Below are 22482 nucleotides of genomic sequence, written 5' to 3'. Positions count from 1 at the left end.
AGGTGTTCTGCCGATGTGACCATATCTTAATAAATCAACTTAAAAGATGGTCATATCGCAGACATACCAACAAGTCAAGGAAATGGATAAGGAAGAAGTATTTTATCCGAAAAGGTTGCAGAAATTGGATTTTCGGTTTTGTATATGTATGTGGAGGAATAAAGGAGAAGTTCACGGTACAACAACTGACTGAGACTCCAATCAAGCGACACATAAAGATTAAATGCGAAGCCAATCCGTTTGACCCCTCATGGGACGAATACTTCGAAAAACGGAAACTTAAAAGTGCCCGTCAACGTGCGTGAAGAAAACTTTATCGGAAACAAGTCATCGCAAGATGATTATGAGCCGATTTAATTTTATGAGAATTAAATTTAGAATTATCTGAGCTGTATGCGGTGAAAGTCGCACGTACAGTTCTTAATGGGGAAAGCGGCAGCAATGCCGCCGACCTACATAACAATAACAACAAACATATAATAATGGAAACAGGATTAAAACACGTCAGCACATTAACCGTAAGTGCTGCCAACACAGCCCTCACAATGGGCTCGGGCAATATGGAAGTTTTCGCTACACCTGCAATGGTAGCTCTCATGGAAAATGCCGCAATGAAAGCAGTTGCACCTCATCTGCCAGAAGGCTCAACTACTGTAGGAGCAATGATGGAAACATCTCATATCAAGCCATCAGCTTTGGGAGAAACAGTTAACGCAGAAGCTATACTTGAAGAAATAGACGGCAGAAAGCTTACATTCAAGGTTACTGCATCTGATTCAAAAGGTACAATAGGCGAAGGAAAACATATCCGCTATATAGTGGATAGGGAACGTTTCCTCTCTAAACTGAAATAAGAAAAGCCTTAAGCAATAAACCAATACGGACCGTTTCAGTCTAATTTGTGAAACGATCCGTATTCTTTTCTATATCCTCTTCAATTTCCATTTTCCCCGATGTAGATATATACTGCAAAAGATGAGTAGGAATCCTCCGTAAACATGTTCCGAAGTCCAGCACCAAGCCACATCAAGCCTCATCACCTGAATTATAAATGTGATATATGCAGCATAAATCACTAGAGTTGACAGTTCCAACATAAACGCCATACGCGTATTTCCCGTACCCGATACAGATTGAAAATATATATTCGATGCAGCCGTAAGCCATGTAGTGGTACAGAACACCCACAACGACGGAATTGACGCTTCTATAAGATCAGGCATATCGGTGTAAATACCTAATACCACAGTAGGAAATACCGCAAACAATATGGTCAACGGCAAAACAATAGACAGTGCAAGTTTTATATGCTGATGCACCGTACAGACCACACTGTCAGCCTTTCCTGCACCTATCTGATTACTTACGAGCGAACCGCACGTGGAAGCAAACGCAGATATTATCATAAACGTGATACCGGAGATATTCCTTATGATATTTGTTATCGCAAGCGAACGTTCGCCCAGATGCTCCACATAAAGAAAGAAGATAAACCATGTGGAAAGCGATACGAAATTCTGAATCATTGTCCACAGGGAGACATTAAGAATTCTTCTGAGTTTATCCGTATTGAATGAACTGAACCTGTTCAGACCATATTTCTTCAGGTCTATTTTCCTAACGGTATATGTTATGAAAAAGATCAGTGATACAAGCTCCGCAAGCGACGAACCTATTGCCGCACCTGCTATTCCAAGAGCCGGGAATCCCAACTTACCGAAAATCAGGATATAATTGAAAACAATGTTCGAGCCCACCATCACAAGCGAATTCAGAGTAAGAGTCTTGGTCTGAGTAGTACCGACAAAGAAAGCCCTGAACATCACAGCCACGAATGAGAAGAAGAATCCGAAAGCCCTCCAGTGAATATAACTCTCGGCGGCAGCATAAATATTCTGCGACGAAAGTATCTTCGGAAGCAACCACGGCGTTATCAACTCGGTAAGAGTAAACGCGGCCGCTGCCAGAAAAATCATGAAATACACTCCCTGATAAAATATGTCGCCTATCTCGGAATATCTCTTTTCGCCGTTCCTTCGCGCCATCAGTATCTGCGAACCGATACTGAAACCGAAACCTATCATGAAGATAGCGATATAATATACTCCGGCTATGGCAGAAGCACCAAGCTCTATCTCGCCCACACGCCCCAGGAAGGCAGTATCGGTCATACCTATTGCCTGTTCCATCACAAGGCTGATAAGTATGGGATAGGCTATGGTCAGAATTTCTTTAGAGGTATATGCTTTTTTCTGAATATTATTCATGGGAATATCTTTAATCAATCACTGTGCAAAGATACAAAATCTATCCCGACATATATTTTATTCAACCTATCAAAACATAAAACTAAATCCTTTCTTCCGTGAAGAATTGAACTTTTCAATTTCTAACAAAAGAGACTTCTTTAATTGGCCGAACATGAAATCAAGAAAATACCGATTGTTTTCTTCCTCTTGTGATTGACGTAATGAAAGAATATACTCTTCTCTGTCTTCAATGAAAACCTTTGTAGGGAAAAGATTATGACAGAACTGAATATAATTCATCAACAGACGTGCAGTCCTTCCGTTTCCATCGACCCACGGATGGATAGTCACCAAATTGAGATGGGCATTGAAACTTAATTCATATTGTTCACGCAATGTTTCGACTGCATTCTGCCTTTGCTGCAATACATTGCAAAATTCTTCTACTTTTACAGGGACTTTCAGATAATTCATATATGACCATCCGCCAATACCGGCTGTGACGCCACAAAGCCGGAAATCACCTTTCGAAGAATCGAATGATCCACCCATTACATTATATGTAGTACCTGTAGTACGCATCAGTGCAGCATTCAATCTCTGCAAAAATTCCGCTGTAACCGAAATTTTACGTTTGGCTTCATCTTTAGCAAGTTCGTATGCATTCTTTAAATCCTCATTCATCAAATGATATACGAGTGGCTTTCCATTAGCGGTCAAACCCTCATCAAACAACATTTGAGTTTCCACTTCTGTAAGAGTAGAACCTTCGATAGCAGTAGAATGGGTTATAAGAGAATAGAGGTAGTACTTATCATAGTCCACCGACTCACTGATACCAAGCTTCTGAAATTCCTGATATAGTTGTTCAATCTCCTGCCAAACCACTGACTGCATATCTTGTAATTGATTGGTTGATTTTTTCAAAAATACATTCTTTTTATGTCTTAACAAAAGAAAAGAAATTGTTTTTACATGTAAAAACAAAAAAAGCTAAGTAATAGTCATTCCTATACTTAGCTTTTTTTCTTGTACCCAGACCCGGTACAAGCCACAGAAATCATAGGAAAACAAAAGAATTTATCTTTCTTATTATCAACTATTTGCATATTTCTTATTTTCTCCATTTTTGCCATATTTTGCCCATTTTTCGTCATTAAGTACACTTTTAGTACACTTTGAAATTTCATTTTCTTTTGTACCTTTGCAATATCGAAAAACAAAAGAAAATCAATTATTTAGCGTAATCACCCGGTTACGGTATCTAAATCGGGATAAAACCTCTAAACAATGGCAAAGTTAGAAAATAAAACGAAAGAAAACCCTAAATTGGAGCAAAACAGGCTGTCGGACGGCAGAATTAGTTTGTATCTGGAGTATTATTTGGGTAGAGAGGAAAAGCCTGTATTGGATGAAAACGGTAATCAGGTGTATTATGAAAGCGGTAAGATGCGGGGAAAGCCGAAGTTCGCTATCAAGCATCACAGGCGAAAAGAGAACCTCAGCCTGTATCTGATAGAGAAGCCACGTACCCCTGCGGAACGCCAGCAGAACAAGGAAACACTGGAGCTTGCTGTAAAAATACGTGCCGAACGTGAACAGGAGTTCAAGGAAAGCATGTTGGGCTATCGCCTGAAAAAAGACCGGAACGTGAATTTCTTGGATTATTTTCAAGCCTATATCAATGACTATACCAAGAAAGACATTCGGATGGTGCAAATCGCCCTAAGCCGTTTCAAGGACTTTTTGAAGGAGCATTACCCGATGCACGAGTTCGGCATCAAGCCGGAACTTATCACGAAGGACATGATGGAACAGTTCGTAGCTTATCTGCAATCCCGGAGCGTGGGCGAAGGGGCTAAAAGCATCTTCCAGCGTTTCAAGAAGGTTATCCACTATGCGATTGACCACGATGTGATGCTGAAAGACCCCTGCAAAGGCGTTACCTGCAAGGCGGATAGCCAGATACTACGCAAGGACGTGCTTTCGCCGGAAGAAATCCAGCGGTTGATTGCGTGCCATTATGACAACGAGAACCCCAACGTAAGGCGTGCGTTTATCTTTTGCCTGTATTGTGGCTTGCGCTTCTGTGATGTGAAAGACCTTACCTATAAGAATATCGACTACGCTAATAAGCTGCTAAAATTTGAGCAGAACAAGACCAAAGGTCATTCCGCCAGTAGCGGTGTGGTCATTCCGCTCAATGACGGTCTTCTTTCGCTTGTGGGAGAACCGCCGGCAGACGGTAACAAAGACGCTCTCATCTTCAACCTGCCTTCGTATGAAAGTTGCTGCAAATCCGTCAAGCGTTGGGTGAAAAGAGCCGGGATAGATAAGCACATAAGCTGGCATTGCGCCCGTCACTCATTCGCCGTGAATATCCTCAACAATGGGGCGAACATCAAGACGGTTGCCAGCCTGCTCGGGCATAGCGGACTGAAACATACGGAGAAATACACCCGTGCGGTGGATAAATTGAAAGAGGAGGCGATAAACAGCCTGCCGGAATTAAAGTTTTAACCATAAAAGACTTACCTTTGCAATTATGGACTTTGAAGCATTAGTAAAACATATCAGCACGATACAAAGCACGTTGCAGGCGCAAGCCGCACACGCTGTAAACCTCGCCCTGACTGCCCGCAATTGGCTCATGGGCTGCTATATCGTGGAGTTTGAGCAAAACGGTGAAGACCGTGCCGCATACGGCGAACAACTGTTGAAGAAACTGGAACAGCGGTTGAATGTCAAAGGACTGAACGAGCGCAGGTTTCGTGAGTTCCGGCGGCTATACCTTGTTTATCCGCAACTGAAAGAGCCTATCGCACAATACATATTGGCAGGAAGCGAAATTCGGCACACACTGTCCGCCGAATTTGCAGACCCAATTCGGCGGTTATTGACCGCCAAATCCGATGATGAAATTCGGCGGTCGCCAACCGCCGAATCTTCTCAATATATTCAATCGGCTCAAAACAGATGGATAACCCCACCTGAAAAGTTGTTTAGTCGTCTATCGTCCACTCATTTGAATGCGATTTCTCCCATTGACAACCCCATTAAACGTGCTTTCTACGAAATGGAAGCCATTCGGGGCTGCTGGTCAGTAAAGGAATTGGAGCGGCAAATCAATTCCCTCTATTACGAACGCAGCGGATTATCCCAAAATAAGGAAACCTTGTCTGCCTTGGTGCAGCGGCAAGCCATGCCGCTGCAGCCCAAAGACATTATTAACACGCCCGTTACGTTGGAGTTCTTGGGATTGAACGACCGTGCTTTGGTAACGGAAAACAACTTGGAGCAATCCATTCTGGACAACCTGCAACGCTTCCTGTTGGAAATGGGACATGGCTTCTGCTTCGAAGCACGCCAAAAGAGAATCCTGATAGACGGGGATTATTTCTTTGCCGACCTCGTGTTTTACCACCGCATTTTGAAATGCCATGTCATCGTGGAATTGAAGATAGACAAGTTCCGCCACGAATACGCTTCGCAACTGAACCTATATCTTAACTACTTCAAGGCGGAAGTGATGCAACCCGACGACAATCCGCCTGTCGGCATCCTGCTTTGCACCGAGAAGGGCGACACGTTGGTAAAATACGCCACTGCCGGATTAGACCCGAACATCTTCGTGCAAAAGTATATGATAGAACTTCCCACTGAAGAGGAAATTAAGAAGTTCATTTCAACTGCAAACTATTAGCAATAAAAAACACTACTGGCGAAAAGAAGGAAAGCCATTCTTTCTCTTTTCGCCAGCACGTTTATTACTGCCAACAAGAATAGGTTTAGGTTAGTTTGGATGTATATACAAAAGACAGAACTAAACCGTAAATGCAGACAATAATTATAGCAAGTCACTTATGATACATTCTGTTCTTCCAAGACTATATTAGCATCATTATCGCATTTTTCAGGCTTAATCCGCTCTATACGACGAATATGTTTTGCCCTATTAGCTATAATTAACGGTACACGCTCGACAACAACAACCGATGTGTCAAGCCCCAACGCACTCGGTTCTCCAATGCCTATCTTTCTAATTAAGGCATAAAGGCTCATCAGCAAATTTTGTCGGCGGTTACGGGAATCTTCAGGATAATATATCCGGTGGATAATAATAAAGCGAAAATCACCCGGTATGCCATTCTTATGCAATGAAGGATAAGAGCTTGTTAGTTCTACTTCACCATCCGCAACAAGGTCATCAACTACTTGTCGTAAATAAAGGCTCACGCGCGGTTCTATACGAAAACCTATACGCATGGTTATACTAAACAATGTCCCTTTTATTAATGTGGAACAATTATATTCAAGTGTGTCTGGTGTATCCACAAATTCAAGGTTAATAAGCCAATAATGATCTGCCCGTTTAGGCTGCTTATTAATTATGGAATACAACAATTTATCGTCCACACAACCTTCTTTGTCTGCATGATTCACATAGACAAGATTAGAAGCATATTTGGATATGCTTTCGTCCGCCTTAATATCAGAAATAATGTTGTAGTATTCACTTAACCGTTTGGAAGACATATGTTTTCGACGAATTTTGTTGGCACTTACCCATACAAACATGATAAAACATAATAATCCACCTATTAACAGCGTAAACCAACCTCCGACCATAAATTTGGACAGGTTTGCAGCAAGGAAAATACCTTCAATAACACAATATCCGCCGACAAACAGTATTGATAGAATGCGTGGAATGTTATGCATATGCAAATAGAATCCCAACAACAATGTTGTCATCAACATTGTAATAGTTATGGCAAGTCCATAAGCGGCTTCCATGTGGGTGGAATCTCGAAACAACAATATAGTAAATATTACTCCAATATACATTACAAGGTTTACCATTGGAATAAATGACTGACCTTTTACGTTGGTAGGGTGCTTAATACGCATACGAGGCCAGAAATTCAAGTTCATAGCTTCACTCAATATGGAAAATGAACCGCTTATTAGAGCTTGGCTCGCAACAATAGCTGCCCCGGTAGCCATTGCTATGGAAAACAACAGTATTTCTTGTGGCATGATTGAATAAAATGGGTTCACTGTACCTTCTGCACTTTCCGGATGATGCAATACCCACGCTCCTTGCCCCAAATAATTTAGAATAAGCATCACCTTTACAAATATCCAACTGACCGTAATATTTCGTCTGCCACAGTGCCCTAAATCAGAGTATAAGGCTTCTGCACCAGTGGTACACAAGAAAACGGCACCCAATATCAGAAACCAGTGGGGGGATTCCACTAATAACCGTATGGCATAGTAAGGATTGAATGCCTTGAATACTTGAGGATAGGAAGTCAGACTGATAGCTCCGGCGATTCCAAGAAGCAGGAACCAAAGTAGCATAAATATGCCAAATGACCGTCCTATATTTTCTGTACCAAAACGCTGAACGAAAAATATAATGGTAATAATGGTCAGTGTAATAGGAATCACAGGCAGATGCGGACTGATACTTTCAAGTCCTTCTATGGCAGTTGTGACCGTAATGGCTGGAGTGATAATACCATCAGCAAGCAAAGTGCTCGCACCGATAATGGCAATGATGTAAATCCACCTTCTTCTGTGGCGGCGTAAAAGGGCATAAAGCGCAAGTATGCCACCCTCCCCGTTATTGTCGGCACGGAGAGCCACCAGCACATATTTCACCGTAGTCTGAAGAGTAAGCGTCCATATGATACAAGACAATGCGCCTAAAACATAATTTTCATCAAGAGCTTCTCCAGTATGAATGATGGCTTTCATAACATAGAGTGGCGATGTTCCAATGTCACCAAAAACAATACCCAATGTGATGAGTAACCCGGCAAATCCAAGTTTATGTTGAATATTGCCTTCTTTTGATAAGTTTGCCATAAAAAGTAGTTTTTTGTTCTACATATATTTGTTTTCCTTTTAAGCGGCGCAAATATAAAATAAAATCTTAACAATAAGATTTCACTTTTCTTTTTTCGTGAAAAATATCATATAAACCTTGACGATGGTCAAGGGGCAAAGAGATAGAACTTACTTACCATATTTTCTCTCAAATAAATCCTTATTCTTTTTTCCCCATTCGAGCATAGCATCAATAATTGGGATAAGAGTAAGTCCAAGAGACGTTATTGAATATTCCGAGCGAGGTGGAAGCTCGGGGAATATGGTTTTCTTTACCAGACCATCTTCTACCAATTCTTTCAATTGTATGTCTAACACTCTTGGAGTAGCTTCTGGTAATGCCTTATGAAGCTCACTGGGCCGCATCGAGCGATAACGCAACTCATCCAATATACACGATTTCCATTTAGAGTCTATAAGACTCATGGTCAATCGTAACGGGCAATCCAAGTCTATAGGTATTTTTCGTTCGTACATATTATTCTGTTTTTGTGGTAAAATTACTAATAATATACAGAAGAATAAGTATACCGAATAAATTTTCGGTATATGAATAATTTTACGGTACTTGTATAAACAGAGGCTACCGCCTAACTTTGCAATAGAATTAATAACACATAAAATATAAAATTATGAGAGCTAATATTGAAGAATACAAAGCAGTGGAAAACGCTGCCATGAAATTTGTTAAAAGTGTAGCAGAAGGAAACAGTAGTTATGCAAAAGATCTATTTGTCGATGAAGCAGTCTTATTCGGCTATTTGGATGGCAAATTAGAACACGGTTCCATCGAGCAATTCTACCATAATGTTGATACGGTAAGTGCTGGTAATAACTTTAAGGCACGTATAGACATCGTTTCTGTGGAAGAAACTGTAGCAGTTGTGCGTGTATTAGAAGAAAAATGGGGCGACAGAATTGATTTTACAGATTATTTGCTCCTGTTAAAGATAAACAACGAATGGAAATGCGTAGCAAAAGCATATAATCAGAACTCAGATACTATTCAAAAATAAAAGGTGGAAATATCATGAGAATAACAGTTATCACAGGTAGTCCACGCAAACATGGCAACAGTTTCGCCATGACAGAAACTTTTATAAAGGAAGCAGAACATTGTGGGCATGAAATAAAACGTTTTGATGCAGCATTTATGAAGATTGGAGGCTGCCATGCCTGTATGACATGTTACAAGACTGGGAAAGCCTGTTCTTTCAATGAAGAATTTGACATTATCGCATCTTCAATAGTTGACTCCGATGCCATTGTATTTACCATGCCCGTTTATTGGTATTCAATACCGGCACAGATAAAGGGAGTTATTGATTGTATGTTTTCACTTGTGGTAGGCGGAAAGGAAGTTGCCGGAAAGAAATGGGGACTGATAACATGCTGTGAAGAAGACGATCCGACCGTCATGGATGGTGTTCGTATTTCTATGGAAAGAACTGCAGCTTTGCTGAAATGGGAACTGGCAGGAGAAGTGCTCATACCAGGTGTACTGAATGAGGGAGAGATAAAGAATACTGATGGCTGTAAACAGGCGGCAGAACTGGCTTATAAATTTTGACAACAAATGAAAGTATTACTTATAAATGGCAGCCCTCATAAAAAGGGCTGCACTTATACGGCATTACACGAAGTGGAAACAACATTACAACAAAATGGAATAGAGACTGAAATGCTTCATTTGGGTAAAGCGCCTGTTTCTGGTTGTATTGCTTGTATGAATTGCATGACGACAGGTTTTTGTTTCCAAAAAGATATCGTACGAGATATCCAGATGAGGTTGGATGAATTTAACGGAATCGTCATAGGTTCCCCCGTCTATTATAGCGCACCGACAGGTCAACTGATTTCGTTTTTGAACAGATTATTTTTTGCCACAGAAAAACGTATGGCTGGCAAACTGGGAGCATCTGTAGTTTCTTGCCGACGGGGAGGAGCCTCTGCAACCTTTGAGCAACTCAATCAATATTTCACGATTTGCAACATGCCAATTGTATCATCTCAATATTGGAATTCTGTACATGGCTTCACACCTGATGATGTTAACCAAGACAAAGAAGGGCTACAAACCATGAGAGTCTTGGGGCAAAACATGGCATGGCTACTGAAATGCATTGAAAGCGGCAAGAAAGCAGGAATAGAAAAGCCAACATACGAACCAAGGCTAAGAACCAATTTCATTTAATAAAAGATGAAAGTTCATAATCAGGTCATGCTCGTTCCTGACTTTCATCGGTATTTATGCCATAATATCCGCGTCTTTCAGCACGGTTTCTTGCGGATTAGGGAATAATGATATTGTTCTAACCTTTAGCGAATGCCAAATTATTCATAACTTTGGATTATGACAAAAGACAATTTAATCAATCATATTTTTAATCATAATACAGCAGAAACCTTGCCCATTCCACCTAAGACCATATTGCTGGAGGAAGGTAAGATTGCGGATAGGATATACCTTATCCGCAAAGGTTGTCTGAGATTGTTTTTCTACAATGAGGGAAAGGATATAACCTTCCAGTTTTTCTTCGAGGGAGATTTCGTGGCTTCATTTGACAGTCTGTACAAAGGTACACCGAGCCTGTTCTCACTGGAAAGTATCGAGCCGTCAGAAGTCCTGTTTATAAAGAAAGAAGACTTCTACAATAAGATAGAAGGCAATTCTTCATTAAGAAAGCTATATGAAGAGAAAATTATAGAGAGGTTCAGCTTCTACCAGCACCTGTTCCTGTCCCGTATCAAGAATACACCACAGCAAAGGTACGAAGAACTGTTGAAGGAATATCCAAATATCATCCAACGAGTGCCGCAACATTACATAGCTTCCTATCTTGGCATTACTCCTGTTTCGCTCTCCCGCATCAGAAACCGTCGCTAAGCTCCATTTCTTTACAATTGTTATCGTCCGTTTCCGATAAAGTAGTGACCTTTGCACCATTAAATTTGGAAATGTATGAAAAAAGTTTTTGTAATCGACTGGATTTTAATCGTTGTATTCATCGTGTCTGCCATTTCAGGAATTGGTCTGCACATAGCCGGACATGGGAACAGCCACGAAGTATGGCATAACTGGGCAGTGGTTCATGTCGTGAGCAGTGTATTGTTCCTTGTTGCCATCATATTCCATGTGACAACACACTGGGGGTGGTATAAGGGAATCATAAAAAACGGAATAGGCAGGAAAAGCAAGGTTACAGCAGTTCTGTCTATCATATTTTTATTGCTGTCCGTTACAGGTATCGTATTACTTGGAGTAAGCGGAGCAAACTCTCCACTTGGACTGTGGCATTATAAAATAGGTATCATAATGATAATCATAGCTATCGGGCACATTATAAAGCGATTGTCTGCTCTTCGCAAGTCCTTAAATACAAAAAACAGTTAGTTCCCGATATTTATAGCTTAGAACTTTCTTTAGTAACTTGTAAGAGGATATTCGGGAACAATTTGGGAACATTAATATAAAAAGGAAAGAGCTAAATATTTGATTTGCAAATACTTAGCTCTTTTTCTTGTACCCAGACCCGGGGTCGAACCGGGATGGATGTTACTCCACTGGTGTTTGAGACCAGCGCGTCTACCGATTCCGCCATCTGGGCTTGTTAACTTTCTATTCTCTGTCGGAATGAGGCGACTCGAACGCCCGACCCCTACGTCCCGAACGTAGTGCGCTACCAACTGCGCTACATTCCGAGTGAGAATTTTTCGTTTGCGGATGCAAAGGTATTCATAAAATCGGTATTTGCAAAACTTTTGTAATATTTTTTGCTCGAAAACATAAAATATCATTGTTGAATATAGGAAAATTCATACTTTTGAGCCGCAAAAGTATATTTTATAAGCTATAAACACCATGACAACAATATATCTTGCACGCCACGGACAGACGGAAGAAAACCTTATGAGGATTTTTCAGGGACATCTGCCGGGAACACTGACAGCCGATGGCATTGAGCAGGCACGAAACCTGGGAAAGGAACTTGAAGGTATCACAATAGACTGCATACTGAGCAGCGACCTTAAACGTGTAATCGACACAGTGAACTATGCCATGGCAAACAGACATCTGCCTTGGGAAAAGACAAAATTGCTCAGAGAAATAGACTGGGGGAAATGGACAGGGCTAAAGATAGACTCTGTTGATAAACAGAATCCTCCGGAAGATGCCGAAACCAAAGAAATGCTTTATGAACGTGGAAAGCGTATAGTGGAATATATAAAAGAGAAATACTCCGGGAAAAATGTACTGGTAGTGGCGCACGGACTTATCAACCGATCCATCCAGGCTCATATATTGGGAGTAGATATAAATGAGCTATACAACATTCAGCACATGAAGAATGCCGAAGTAAGGAAGTTCACTTTATAAACAGAAAAGAGAGTTATTAACAAAAAAGAAAGTTATTAACAGCTTTGTGCATACCTGTTAATAACTTTCTTTTTTATGTATTTATATCAACCGGAAATCAAGGATGAACCAGAGTTCCAATGTTTTCTCCAGACATAACTTTTTTCAGATTACCAACTGTATCCATATCGAATACAATAATAGGCAGATTGTTTTCCTTACACATACATGTAGCAGTCAGGTCCATAACCTTAAGTCCGCGTGCAAGAACTTCATCGTATGTGATTTCATCAAACTTGGTTGCTGTAGGATCTTTCTCAGGATCAGCAGTATAGATACCATCTACACGAGTTCCCTTCAACATTACGTCGGCCTCAATTTCAATACCTCTCAATGAAGAGCCTGTATCTGTAGTGAAGAACGGATTTCCTGTACCGGCAGACATGATTACCACTTCGCCGTTTTCCATTGTCTCGATGGCTTTCCATTTGGTATAGAACTCACCTATCGGTTCCATGCGGATTGCTGTAAGCACACGTGCTTTCACACCTGCTGCCACAAGAGCAGAGCTAAGTCCGAGGCTGTTGATAACTGTAGCAAGCATACCCATCTGGTCGCCTTTCACACGGTCGAATCCCTTACCAGCACCGCTAAGTCCGCGGAAGATGTTACCACCGCCAATCACAATACCAATCTGCACACCCATATCGTGTATTTCCTTGATCTGCTGTGCATACTCGCCAAGGCGCTTTTCGTCTATACCGTATTTCTTTTCTCCCATCAAGCTTTCACCGCTCAGCTTAAGGAGGATTCTTTTGAATTTAGCCATAACTTTTTATCGTTTATTATTTTACCGAAACAAAATTACTTATTTGATTATTACCTTACAAATTTTCAGAAACTAAAAAACTTTCCAGCTTCTTCTCCGTCTGTTCCCAAAGTTCTTTCATATGAGGATGATGCAGATACTTGTCGCTTAATTTCCTCTGCTTGCAAGAGGCAAACATTCCGCCGGTAACTCCTTCGTACTTTTCATCAAGCAGAAGATGTATCGCCGTATCAGCTCCCTGTCGGGGAGTACGGATACACGGACGGAACAGAATATCCGTAAGAGGATCAAACCACATATCCATCCTGATGATATTGGTAGAAACGATTCCAGGGTCGGCAGCATTAACAGTTATTCCCTTGTCTTTCACTCTTTCAGAGAGTTCACGGGTGAAAAGCCAGAGTGCAAGTTTTGTATTACTGTATATAGGGATACGGAAGAAACTACCCTCACGTCCTTTCGTAAAGAAATTAGGGCCTATTTTTCCGATGGCGTACGTACACGAAACCATACTCACAATCCTGCTCCCTTCGTGCATCAATGGCAATAACAAACGTGTAAGAAGATACGGAGCCAGATAATTCACTGCCACTGTATGTTCGAAGCCGTCTTCCGTACGTGTGAAATGAGTACACATCGTGCCGGCATTATTCATCAGAAGTTCCACTGAAGGTGTTTTTCTCTTAATCTTTCTTGCGGCCTCAACCACCGATTCCATAGAAGACAGGTCTGCCTGAACCACCTCGATATCATCATTGCCGGTATCAAGAGCAATCCTGCTTTTCTTTTCCTCACCTTTAAAACTGGTGTAACACACCATTATCACATGATAACCTGCCAACGCAACGGCCTTGGTTATTTCCGAGCCCATACCTCCGTCGGCTCCCGTTATTACAGCAGTCTTTTTCATCATTTGTTCTCCAATTTTTCAATTTCTTTTTTCAGACAAGGCGGAAGTTCCTCTTTCAGATGCTTATGACATGCCATATCCACTGTGTACATTCTGCCTATACAGTAATTGCTGTGTCCGCAATTGCACCGGGCACATTCTTCCATCTTCATACGATTGACAAATCCCGGTTCATTCAGCAGGGCACGCCCCATCTGTACAAACTCGAATCCTTTGTTCAGCACCTCATCTATTTTCTCTCTTGAAACAAGTCCGCCTACATATACCAGCGGAATATCCTTTATCTGCTCTCTGAACTTCAGTGCATCATCAAGGAAATAAGCCTCGCTGAAAGGTACTGTAGGTATCATAAGATGTCCGAAGAGTTTTACACCGTACTTCAGCCACCAGCAGTCCATGTAATGAGTAAGAGTCTTTATAGGCATTGCGCCACGCATGACGTACATAGGTGCCTTACTGACAAAACCTCCACTAAGCACAAGGGACTGAGCACCGTCCTCTTTCAAACGCTGCGCCACTTTCAGACTTTCGTCTATATCCATTCCTCCCTTGAAGCCATCGCGCATGTTCATCTTTACCAGAACAGCCATATCGTCTCCGGCAGCTTTCATCACCTCTGTCATAACTTCGTCCATGAAACGCATCCTATTCTCTAACGAACCGCCATACTCGTCCTTTCTGTGGTTGGTATATGGTGAAAGGAACTGGCTTATCAGATACCCGTGTCCGGCATGTATCTCTACGGCATCAAAACCTGCCTCACGAGCCAATCTAACAGAATCTCCATACGCCTTTGCCAAAACAGGAAGCTCATCCTTACGGAGTCCGCGGACAAACGTCGGCGAATAGAGATTAAATCCTGTACATGCACCGACAGGCGTTTCGCCACATATCTTCTTGTGCGACATGTTTCCACAATGCCCAAGCTGAATGCTTGCAGCAGCCCCCTCACGATGGATAGCGTCAGTAAGTTTCTTCAGGTCTGGAACAATCTCAGGACGCATCCACAACTGTCGGTCGAAAGACAGTCCGCTTCGTGTCACCGCAGCGTATGCCACAGTAGTCATTCCCACTCCACCATGAGCAACCGACACATGATAGTCATACAAAGCCTTCGACGGCTTGTTGCCGGGACACATACTTTCAAAGGCAGCCGAACGTATAGTACGGTTTCTAAGCGTCAAAGGACCAATCTTATATTCTGTAAAGAGTTTTGATGTTTCCATATTCCTAATATATATAAGGTATTAAACATTTTCTTTTTCCTACCACTTCCGTTCCGAACTCCTCCACATAACGTTTCCTTATAGCGTATGCACGTGGAGCGAGATTGGCAAAAGTCCATACCACGAATACCCATGCCGCCGCATCGCATGTAAGTATGGCAAATCCAGTCCATTCCATCAGCTCTCCCAGATAATTGGCAGACGTGACGTAACGGTACATTCCTTTTTGCGGGAAATAGTGACGTGTATCACCTTTCGGACGAAGATGTCTTATAACATTGTCCGAATGAAGGTTTATCACCATTCCTGCAATGAATATCAACGTTCCTATTATGAAATAAGGTGAATAGAGCCAGTCTGTCGAATATTTTTCATAATTATCAATATGAAACAATGAATATCCTATAAGAAAACCGTTGATAAGATTAAACACTACTCCCATAAGCATTATACTTACGGGCATCTTGCTCTTACCTTTCATCAGAAGCGGGAAAACAAATGCCCTCTGGAAATAGTGTATCTCGAAAAGGATGAAGAAAACAGCGGGAACGGACATCAGCGAATACTGTCCGGTGTGCCACATTACTGCCATAAGGATAAATGCGGGACATTCCATTATCACCCACCCCACTTTATTGGGAAGGCTCAAGCCCCAACTATTGGTGTGAAATATACCATAGCCTGCCTTTATGAAAAATAGAGCAATGAATACTATTATAGCCAACACAGGCATAATGTACATCAGGACATTAAACAAAGTATTAATCATAGAATTCGTATTTTCCCCAAATTTATGATTTTATTTCCATTCGGTCAATTATTGATGACAAAACATGGAGCTAAATAAGAAAAACGTCTGTTCTGAGAAACCGTTACACGTACGTGTAACGCTCGTGACACGTTCGTGTTGCTATAGTGACACGTTCGTGTTCCATTCGTCACACGTACGTGTGACGGTTTATGTATATTTTCATAAAAAAAATCCAACCGTAGTTTAAATGGTATTTAAACTCCGGTTGGACACCTTATATATACGAATCTATTTCGACCTTAACGCCTCAACTATAATCTCTGCCGCTTTTTCGGATGCTCCGGGATTTCCCAATATACTTTTCAACTGCGAGTACCCATCCTGTACACTTTCACGTTTATCCCCTCCGGGCAATATTGCAGCAAACTCATGCTTCAGGTTAGAGGCTGTCATACCGTCAGCTACAAGTTCTTTCACTGTTTCCTTACCTGTGACAAGATTTACCAGCGAAATATACTTCACTTTCAGAAGGAACTTTCTGAGAAAAGAGACTAGTTTTCCGGCCGACATATAATAACATACCACCTGAGGTACTCCAAACAATGCTGTTTCCAGTGTTGCAGTGCCGGACGTAACCATAGCCGCCACAGAATGCTGAAGCAATCTGTATGTCTGCGAAAATACTATTTTCGTCTCAGAAGTTATGTATTGTTTATAATAATCATGTGATATACCTGGCGCTCCTGCCACCACAAACTGATACTGCGGGAAGGAACGGGCTACTTCCATCATACGAGTTAGATTATCCCTTATCTCTTGTTTGCGGCTTCCGGCAAGTATCGCCACTATAGGTTTGTCCGACAGCCCGTTATCTTTAATAAAAGAAAGTCTGTCAGAAGGATGCTTTGCAAGATATTCCGAAACTGAATCGACACTAGGATTGCCTACATATGATATAGGGTAATTATGCTTCTTATAGAAATCTATTTCAAAAGGAAGTATGGAAAGCATCTTGTCTATATCACGCTTTATATCCTTTATACGGTATTCCTTCCATGCCCATATTTTAGGAGAGATATAATAATAGACAGGGATATCCGTATGCTGCTTGATATATTTGGCTATTTTCAAGTTAAATCCCGGATAATCCACCAGAATTATCACATCAGGTTTCCATTCCAATATATCCGATTTACACAGACTCATATTGCGGAATATGGTACACAAATGCAAAAGCACGGGTATAAAACCCATATATGCCATATCCTTATAATGCTTGACCAGTGTTCCACCCACACTCTGCATAAGATCACCTCCGAAAAAGCGGAATTCTGCATTTCCATCATACTTTTTCAACGAGCACATAAGGTTTGAAGCATGCAAATCGCCTGAGGCCTCTCCTACTATCAGATAGTATTTCATACCTTTTCCAATTAATCCAAACTAAAATTCCAAGACTTCATATTCTCCATTAGTTCGTATGCCGTAACATCAACTTTTGTCGGTGTTATGGCTACATAACCGTTATCTAGAGCCCAATGGTCTGCATCTTCGGCATTCGGTTCATAATTTTTATAAGATCCTGTCAGCCAATAATATCCACCGTGACGGGGATGGTTACATTCGGCAAATTCGTTTATCCACACTCCGTCTGTCTGACGGCATATACGAACACCTTTCAGATCTTTCGTATCAGGGAAATTCACATTAAGACATGTTCCGTAAGGAAGTCCGTTTTTCAACGTCTCCTTCACAATCTGTCTGACATATGGCAATGTAAATGAGAAGTCTGCATCAGAAGCATGATTACAAAGAGAAAAACCGATTGATGGAATTCCTTTCAGACATCCTTCTATTACTATCCCCATTGTTCCGGAATAATGTACATTGACAGAAGAGTTATCACCATGATTTATACCTCCTATAATCATATCGGGAGTACGTCCCAAGATAGTATGCATGGCCAGTTTGGTACAATCTACCGGAGTTCCACTACATTTATACACCACCAGTCCTTCTTCCTCCTTAACCTTTTCATAGTGCACAGGAACAGCAGAAGTTATTGCACACGAAGCACCTGAACGGGGGCCGTCTGGAGCCACGACAACCAAATCGGCTTCACCGCGCAATGCTTTTATTAATTCGTTGATACCTTTAGCCTGATAGCCATCGTCATTCGACAGCAATAAAAGAGGTTTACTATTTGCCATATACATAAAGGGATTAAAATCACAGTTACTTTAAAAACGACGTAAAGTTACAATCTTTTCAGATAATGCTACAAAAAACTATGTGACAATACGTTTTCAAATCTTAATCTTCATAAACCGGATTAGTTTTTTATGTGGTTTTCAGTATCTTTGTCCAAGTTTAGTTATTAACAAAAGCAGTGAGTTATCAACACTTTCCGCAAAAGTAACAGTTTTTTAATTGGTCGTGTCACTAATTATTAGTTATTTCGCACCAAGATTAAACTGATTAATATGGGAAAAATAATTGCTTTAGCCAACCAAAAAGGCGGTGTAGGAAAAACTACTACAACAATAAACTTGGCTGCATCACTGGCTACTCTGGAAAAAAAGGTATTGGTAATAGATGCCGACCCACAAGCTAATGCTTCTTCAGGTCTTGGAGTAAACGTTAACGAAATCGATTGCTCAATCTATGAATGCCTTATCAATCAAACTGATATAAGAGAAGCCATTTATACAACCGATATTGACAGATTAGACATCATACCATCTCACATAGACCTGGTAGGAGCTGAAATAGAAATGCTTAATCTGGAAAACAGAGAGAAAATAATGAAAAAGGCTCTGGAACCGATGAAAGATGAATACGACTATATACTTATTGACTGTTCACCATCACTCGGACTTATAACAATAAACGCCCTGACAGCTGCAAATTCTGTCATCATACCGGTTCAGTGTGAGTATTTCGCCCTCGAAGGAATAAGCAAACTGCTAAACACAATAAAAATAATAAAGACTAAACTTAATCCGTCATTGGAAATAGAAGGTTTTCTTCTGACAATGTACGACTCCAGATTGCGTCTTGCAAACCAAATATATGATGATGTAAAAAGACACTTCCAGGAACTGGTATTCAAAACCATCATCCAACGCAACGTAAAACTGAGTGAAGCGCCAAGCCACGGAATACCGGCCATACTGTATGATGCCGAATCAACAGGAGCCAAAAACCATTTGGCATTGGCCAACGAAATAATAATGAAAAATATTTAATAATATATGGCAGTACAGAAAAAATTTGCATTAGGAAGAGGGCTGGACGCACTTATATCCAACAATGAGGAAGTGCATACATCCGGTTCGTCAAATATCGGCGAAATAGAGTTGAGCAAGATTTCTGCCAACCCTAACCAGCCGCGACGTGAATTTGACCCGATAGCATTACAGGAACTTGCCGATTCTATATCAGAAGTAGGTGTAATTCAACCTATTACATTAAGGAAAATAAACGACGACTCATATCAGATCATTGCCGGTGAGAGAAGATACAAGGCTTCAGCACTTGCCGGACTTAAAACCATCCCGGCTTACATCAAAACTGCAGATGATGAAAATGTGATGGAAATGGCGTTGATAGAAAACATACAAAGGGAAGACCTGAACTCGCTGGAAATAGCCCTTGCCTATCAACACCTTATAGAACAATATGAACTGACTCAGGAGAGGCTGAGCGAAAGAGTAGGGAAAAACAGAACTACCGTAGCAAACTATCTGAGACTTCTGAAACTACCCGCCACTATCCAGGTTGCATTAAAAAACAGGGAAATAGATATGGGACACGCACGTGCTCTCCTTTCTATAGACAATCCGCAGATACAATTGAAAATATTCAATGAAATAATAGCCAACGGATATTCCGTAAGAAAAGTGGAAGAACTTGTAAAATCGCTGAATGCAGAAAAGCAGGAAAAGAAAACTGTAAAGAATGAAAAACTGCCTGAAACATTCGGAGTTCTGCAAAACCATCTCTCAAGTTTCTTCGGAGCAAAGGTACAGTTGTCATGCAACAATAAAGGAAAAGGTAAAATAAGTATCCCGTTCAATGACGAAGCCGACCTTGAAAGAATAATGGAAATATTGGATTCGTTAAAACAACCAGAATAAAGATTAGAGTTTTGAAACATAAAGTCCACATATATCCTATAATGGTTTTATTCTGTATCTCCATCATGTTGTTTCTCGACATGAAGGAGGTTCAGGCGATGTGCGTGCATGAACTAATGACTGTCAACAATGAAAGAAACATCATTAACGACAGCATAACAGTAAACGCACAAGACAGTATCATATCACTCGAGCAGGACGACAAAGTTGCGCAAAAAATCAAAGAGCTGGAATCTCCTGTCGATACTGCAATGATTTCATTAAAAAGCGATTCTATTCTGAACGATAAGGAGAAAAAGCCTGTAAAACGTTGGATACCTGACTCTAACAAATCATTATGGATGGCAATGGTACTTCCGGGTGCCGGACAGGTTTACAACCGTAAATACTGGAAATTACCTATAATATATGGTGGATTTGTGGGTTGCGCATACGCCCTGACATGGAATACAAAGATGTATAATGACTATTCACAGGCATATCAGGACATTATGAGTGACAACCCTAACAATGACAGTTACAAAGACTTCATTCCGCCTTACGTTGACATTGAAAGCAATCTGGAATATTATCAGAATACATTCAAGAATGCCAAAGACATATACCGTCGCCAGAGAGACCTTAGCATATTTGCGTTCATAGGCGTTTATCTGTTATCGGTTATCGATGCATATGTGGATGCTGAACTGTCTGATTTCGACATATCAAAAGATTTGAGTCTTAAACTGGAGCCGACATTATTTAATGACGTATTACGTAACCGCCCGCAAGGTATAGGTTTACAATGTAATATTAAATTTTAGAGTATGAGAAAAATTTTAATTAGCCTTTTATCATTAGTTTTTTCCACTTTGTATGCACAAGAGAAAGTGGAAACTATTACCGTAAGGAATGACCAAGGAGAAAATGAAGAGATAGAACTTCCACAAGGAATGCTTTCTGCTACTGACAGTTTATACCTCGACTGGATTTCGAAAAACTATATTACACCTATAAGCTGCGAATCAGGGTATTCCAATCCCAATATAAGCGATTCTGTATATATAGACAGACTTCAGCGAATTCCCGCAATAATAGAAATGCCATACAATGATATTATCAAAAAATTCATTGACCAATATACTACAAAATTGCGAGAGACTGTATCATTCATGCTAAGTGCAAACAATCTGTATATGCCTATATTCGAAGAAGCACTGGAAATATACGGATTGCCATTGGAACTCAGATATTTACCGGTAATAGAATCAGCCCTGAACCCTAATGCAGTTTCCAGACAGGGAGCTACAGGATTATGGCAATTCATGTTAAAAACAGGAAAAATCTACGGCCTTGAAGTAAATTCTCTGATTGACGAAAGAAGGGATCCTATTAAATCATCATATGCGGCAGCAAGGTATCTGAAAGATCTTTATGATATATATCACGATTGGAATCTTGTTCTGGCAGCATATAATTGCGGTCCGGGAAATATCAACAAAGCAATCAGACGTGCCGGAGGAGCAAAAGACTTCTGGTCAATATACAATCTATTGCCAAAAGAAACCAGAGGATATGTTCCGGCATTTATTGCAGCAAATTATATAATGACTTATTATTGCGAGCATAACATCAGACCAATGGCTATGCAAATGCCGGAGGGCACAGATACCATCCACATCAACAGGAATTTAAACCTGAACCAGATAGCAGATGTATGTAAAATGAATATCGAACAGCTTCGCGCATTAAACCCCGAATTCAGAAAAGACATAATTCCGGGCAATACAAAAACTTATGCGCTAAGACTGCCAAACAATATGGTAAGTTGTTTTCTGGAACACGAAGACAGCATTTACAACTATAAACCTCAAATATATCAGAGCAGAAGATCTACAGTTAAAGTCACTACTCCTAAGACTGCTGAAGTATATCATAAAATCAGAAATGGAGAGACACTGGGAGGTATAGCTGCCAAATATGGAGTAAGCGTAAACCAAATAAGAAGACTGAATGGCATAAAAGGAAGCAATATACGCGCCGGAAAGACTATCAGGATTAGATAAATGCATTTAAAAAGCAAGTATTTCAATTAATTACCTTAGAAATACTTGCTTTTTTTTGATTATTTCATATTTTTGCAC

General features: G+C 40.7%; 23 protein-coding genes, 2 tRNA genes and 1 pseudogene. 14 read left to right on the top strand and 12 right to left on the bottom strand.

Going from position 1 to position 22482, the window contains the following annotated elements; all coding sequences use genetic code 11:
• Nucleotides 1-305, top strand: a pseudogene (locus H6A61_RS10260) (reverse transcriptase domain-containing protein); the annotation flags it as partial.
• 177 nt (nt 306-482) lie between these two features.
• The gene (locus H6A61_RS10255; RefSeq protein WP_204393363.1) at nt 483-854 is read left to right on the top strand and encodes a thioesterase family protein; all 372 of its coding nucleotides are present in this window, start codon (nt 483-485) and stop codon (nt 852-854) included.
• A gap of 69 nt (nt 855-923) precedes the next feature.
• Here H6A61_RS10255 and H6A61_RS10250 read toward each other — a convergent pair whose 3' ends face one another.
• A complete protein-coding gene (locus tag H6A61_RS10250) occupies nt 924-2267 on the bottom strand; it encodes an MATE family efflux transporter (protein ID WP_204393361.1) in 1344 nt (447 codons plus the stop codon).
• Nucleotides 2268-2336: 69 nt separating this feature from the next.
• Entirely contained in the window at nt 2337-3146 is an 810-nt protein-coding gene (locus H6A61_RS10245) for a Fic family protein (RefSeq protein WP_204393375.1), read from the bottom strand.
• A gap of 393 nt (nt 3147-3539) precedes the next feature.
• On the opposite strand from H6A61_RS10245, the gene H6A61_RS10240 reads away from it, so the two are divergent.
• Complete coding sequence (locus H6A61_RS10240) at nt 3540-4769, top strand: site-specific integrase (protein WP_191710853.1); 1230 nt, start codon at nt 3540-3542, stop codon at nt 4767-4769.
• Between the two features lie 25 nt (nt 4770-4794).
• Nucleotides 4795-5952: a PDDEXK nuclease domain-containing protein gene (locus H6A61_RS10235; protein ID WP_204393359.1), complete on the top strand. Its 1158-nt coding sequence runs from the start codon at nt 4795-4797 to the stop codon at nt 5950-5952.
• 158 nt (nt 5953-6110) lie between these two features.
• Here the strand turns inward: H6A61_RS10235 and H6A61_RS10230 are convergent, their stop codons facing one another.
• Complete coding sequence (locus tag H6A61_RS10230; protein WP_018710110.1) at nt 6111-8126, bottom strand: KUP/HAK/KT family potassium transporter; 2016 nt, start codon at nt 8124-8126, stop codon at nt 6111-6113.
• Nucleotides 8127-8276: 150 nt separating this feature from the next.
• The gene (locus H6A61_RS10225; RefSeq protein ID WP_022053090.1) at nt 8277-8624 is read right to left on the bottom strand and encodes a winged helix-turn-helix transcriptional regulator; all 348 of its coding nucleotides are present in this window, start codon (nt 8622-8624) and stop codon (nt 8277-8279) included.
• A 155-nt stretch (nt 8625-8779) separates the two neighbouring features.
• On the opposite strand from H6A61_RS10225, the gene H6A61_RS10220 reads away from it, so the two are divergent.
• The 5 genes from H6A61_RS10220 (at nt 8780) to H6A61_RS10200 (ending at nt 11541) form a co-directional block, all read left to right on the top strand.
• Nucleotides 8780-9163 carry a nuclear transport factor 2 family protein gene (locus tag H6A61_RS10220; protein WP_022053089.1) on the top strand — a complete coding sequence of 128 codons (384 nt, stop codon included), beginning with the start codon at nt 8780-8782 and terminating at the stop codon, nt 9161-9163.
• 14 nt (nt 9164-9177) lie between these two features.
• Nucleotides 9178-9717 (top strand): flavodoxin family protein, encoded by a 540-nt coding sequence (locus tag H6A61_RS10215; RefSeq protein ID WP_071147998.1) that lies wholly within the window; start codon nt 9178-9180, stop codon nt 9715-9717.
• A gap of 6 nt (nt 9718-9723) precedes the next feature.
• Nucleotides 9724-10341, top strand: coding sequence for a flavodoxin family protein (locus tag H6A61_RS10210; protein WP_022053087.1), 618 nt, complete (start codon nt 9724-9726; stop codon nt 10339-10341).
• Nucleotides 10342-10500: 159 nt separating this feature from the next.
• Entirely contained in the window at nt 10501-11034 is a 534-nt protein-coding gene (locus tag H6A61_RS10205) for a Crp/Fnr family transcriptional regulator (protein WP_071147999.1), read from the top strand.
• Nucleotides 11035-11109: 75 nt separating this feature from the next.
• The gene (locus H6A61_RS10200) at nt 11110-11541 is read left to right on the top strand and encodes a DUF4405 domain-containing protein (RefSeq protein ID WP_204393357.1); all 432 of its coding nucleotides are present in this window, start codon (nt 11110-11112) and stop codon (nt 11539-11541) included.
• A 130-nt stretch (nt 11542-11671) separates the two neighbouring features.
• Here the strand turns inward: H6A61_RS10200 and H6A61_RS10195 are convergent.
• Together H6A61_RS10195 and H6A61_RS10190 are read right to left on the bottom strand one after the other, a co-directional pair.
• Nucleotides 11672-11755, bottom strand: a tRNA-Leu gene (locus tag H6A61_RS10195).
• A gap of 21 nt (nt 11756-11776) precedes the next feature.
• Nucleotides 11777-11849, bottom strand: a tRNA-Pro gene (locus H6A61_RS10190).
• A gap of 160 nt (nt 11850-12009) precedes the next feature.
• On the opposite strand from H6A61_RS10190, the gene H6A61_RS10185 reads away from it, so the two are divergent.
• Entirely contained in the window at nt 12010-12525 is a 516-nt protein-coding gene (locus H6A61_RS10185; RefSeq protein ID WP_204393355.1) for a histidine phosphatase family protein, read from the top strand.
• A 97-nt stretch (nt 12526-12622) separates the two neighbouring features.
• Here H6A61_RS10185 and pyrH read toward each other — a convergent pair whose 3' ends face one another.
• The 6 genes from pyrH to surE form a co-directional block, all read right to left on the bottom strand.
• On the bottom strand, nt 12623-13333 hold the full coding sequence (pyrH, locus tag H6A61_RS10180; RefSeq protein WP_204393353.1) for a UMP kinase: 711 nt from the start codon (nt 13331-13333) through the stop codon (nt 12623-12625).
• A 55-nt stretch (nt 13334-13388) separates the two neighbouring features.
• Nucleotides 13389-14243: an SDR family oxidoreductase gene (locus H6A61_RS10175; RefSeq protein WP_204393373.1), complete on the bottom strand. Its 855-nt coding sequence runs from the start codon at nt 14241-14243 to the stop codon at nt 13389-13391.
• A complete protein-coding gene (locus H6A61_RS10170) occupies nt 14243-15469 on the bottom strand; it encodes an NADH:flavin oxidoreductase (protein ID WP_204393352.1) in 1227 nt (408 codons plus the stop codon). The genes H6A61_RS10175 and H6A61_RS10170 overlap by 1 nt, the downstream gene beginning before the upstream one ends.
• A gap of 4 nt (nt 15470-15473) precedes the next feature.
• A complete protein-coding gene (locus H6A61_RS10165; RefSeq protein WP_204393350.1) occupies nt 15474-16238 on the bottom strand; it encodes a DUF1295 domain-containing protein in 765 nt (254 codons plus the stop codon).
• Nucleotides 16239-16508: 270 nt separating this feature from the next.
• A complete protein-coding gene (gene lpxB, locus H6A61_RS10160; protein ID WP_204393348.1) occupies nt 16509-17642 on the bottom strand; it encodes a lipid-A-disaccharide synthase in 1134 nt (377 codons plus the stop codon).
• Nucleotides 17643-17653: 11 nt separating this feature from the next.
• Nucleotides 17654-18430 (bottom strand): 5'/3'-nucleotidase SurE, encoded by a 777-nt coding sequence (gene surE / locus H6A61_RS10155; RefSeq protein WP_204393346.1) that lies wholly within the window; start codon nt 18428-18430, stop codon nt 17654-17656.
• Between the two features lie 273 nt (nt 18431-18703).
• On the opposite strand from surE, the gene H6A61_RS10150 reads away from it, so the two are divergent.
• The 4 genes from H6A61_RS10150 to H6A61_RS10135 are packed head-to-tail and all read left to right on the top strand — an operon-like array spanning nt 18704 to nt 22404.
• Nucleotides 18704-19468 carry a ParA family protein gene (locus tag H6A61_RS10150; protein WP_154044484.1) on the top strand — a complete coding sequence of 255 codons (765 nt, stop codon included), beginning with the start codon at nt 18704-18706 and terminating at the stop codon, nt 19466-19468.
• Nucleotides 19469-19474: 6 nt separating this feature from the next.
• Complete coding sequence (locus H6A61_RS10145; protein ID WP_204393344.1) at nt 19475-20359, top strand: ParB/RepB/Spo0J family partition protein; 885 nt, start codon at nt 19475-19477, stop codon at nt 20357-20359.
• Nucleotides 20360-20370: 11 nt separating this feature from the next.
• On the top strand, nt 20371-21162 hold the full coding sequence (locus H6A61_RS10140; protein WP_239469182.1) for a DUF5683 domain-containing protein: 792 nt from the start codon (nt 20371-20373) through the stop codon (nt 21160-21162).
• A 3-nt stretch (nt 21163-21165) separates the two neighbouring features.
• Complete coding sequence (locus H6A61_RS10135) at nt 21166-22404, top strand: lytic transglycosylase domain-containing protein (protein ID WP_204393342.1); 1239 nt, start codon at nt 21166-21168, stop codon at nt 22402-22404.
• Nucleotides 22405-22482: the final 78 nt, after the last annotated feature.

It is taken from the genome of Bacteroides caecigallinarum, assembly GCF_016901995.1.
GTDB classification, from domain to species: domain Bacteria; phylum Bacteroidota; class Bacteroidia; order Bacteroidales; family Bacteroidaceae; genus Phocaeicola; species Phocaeicola cellulolyticus.
This window is presented reverse-complemented; position numbering and strand designations above follow the sequence as displayed.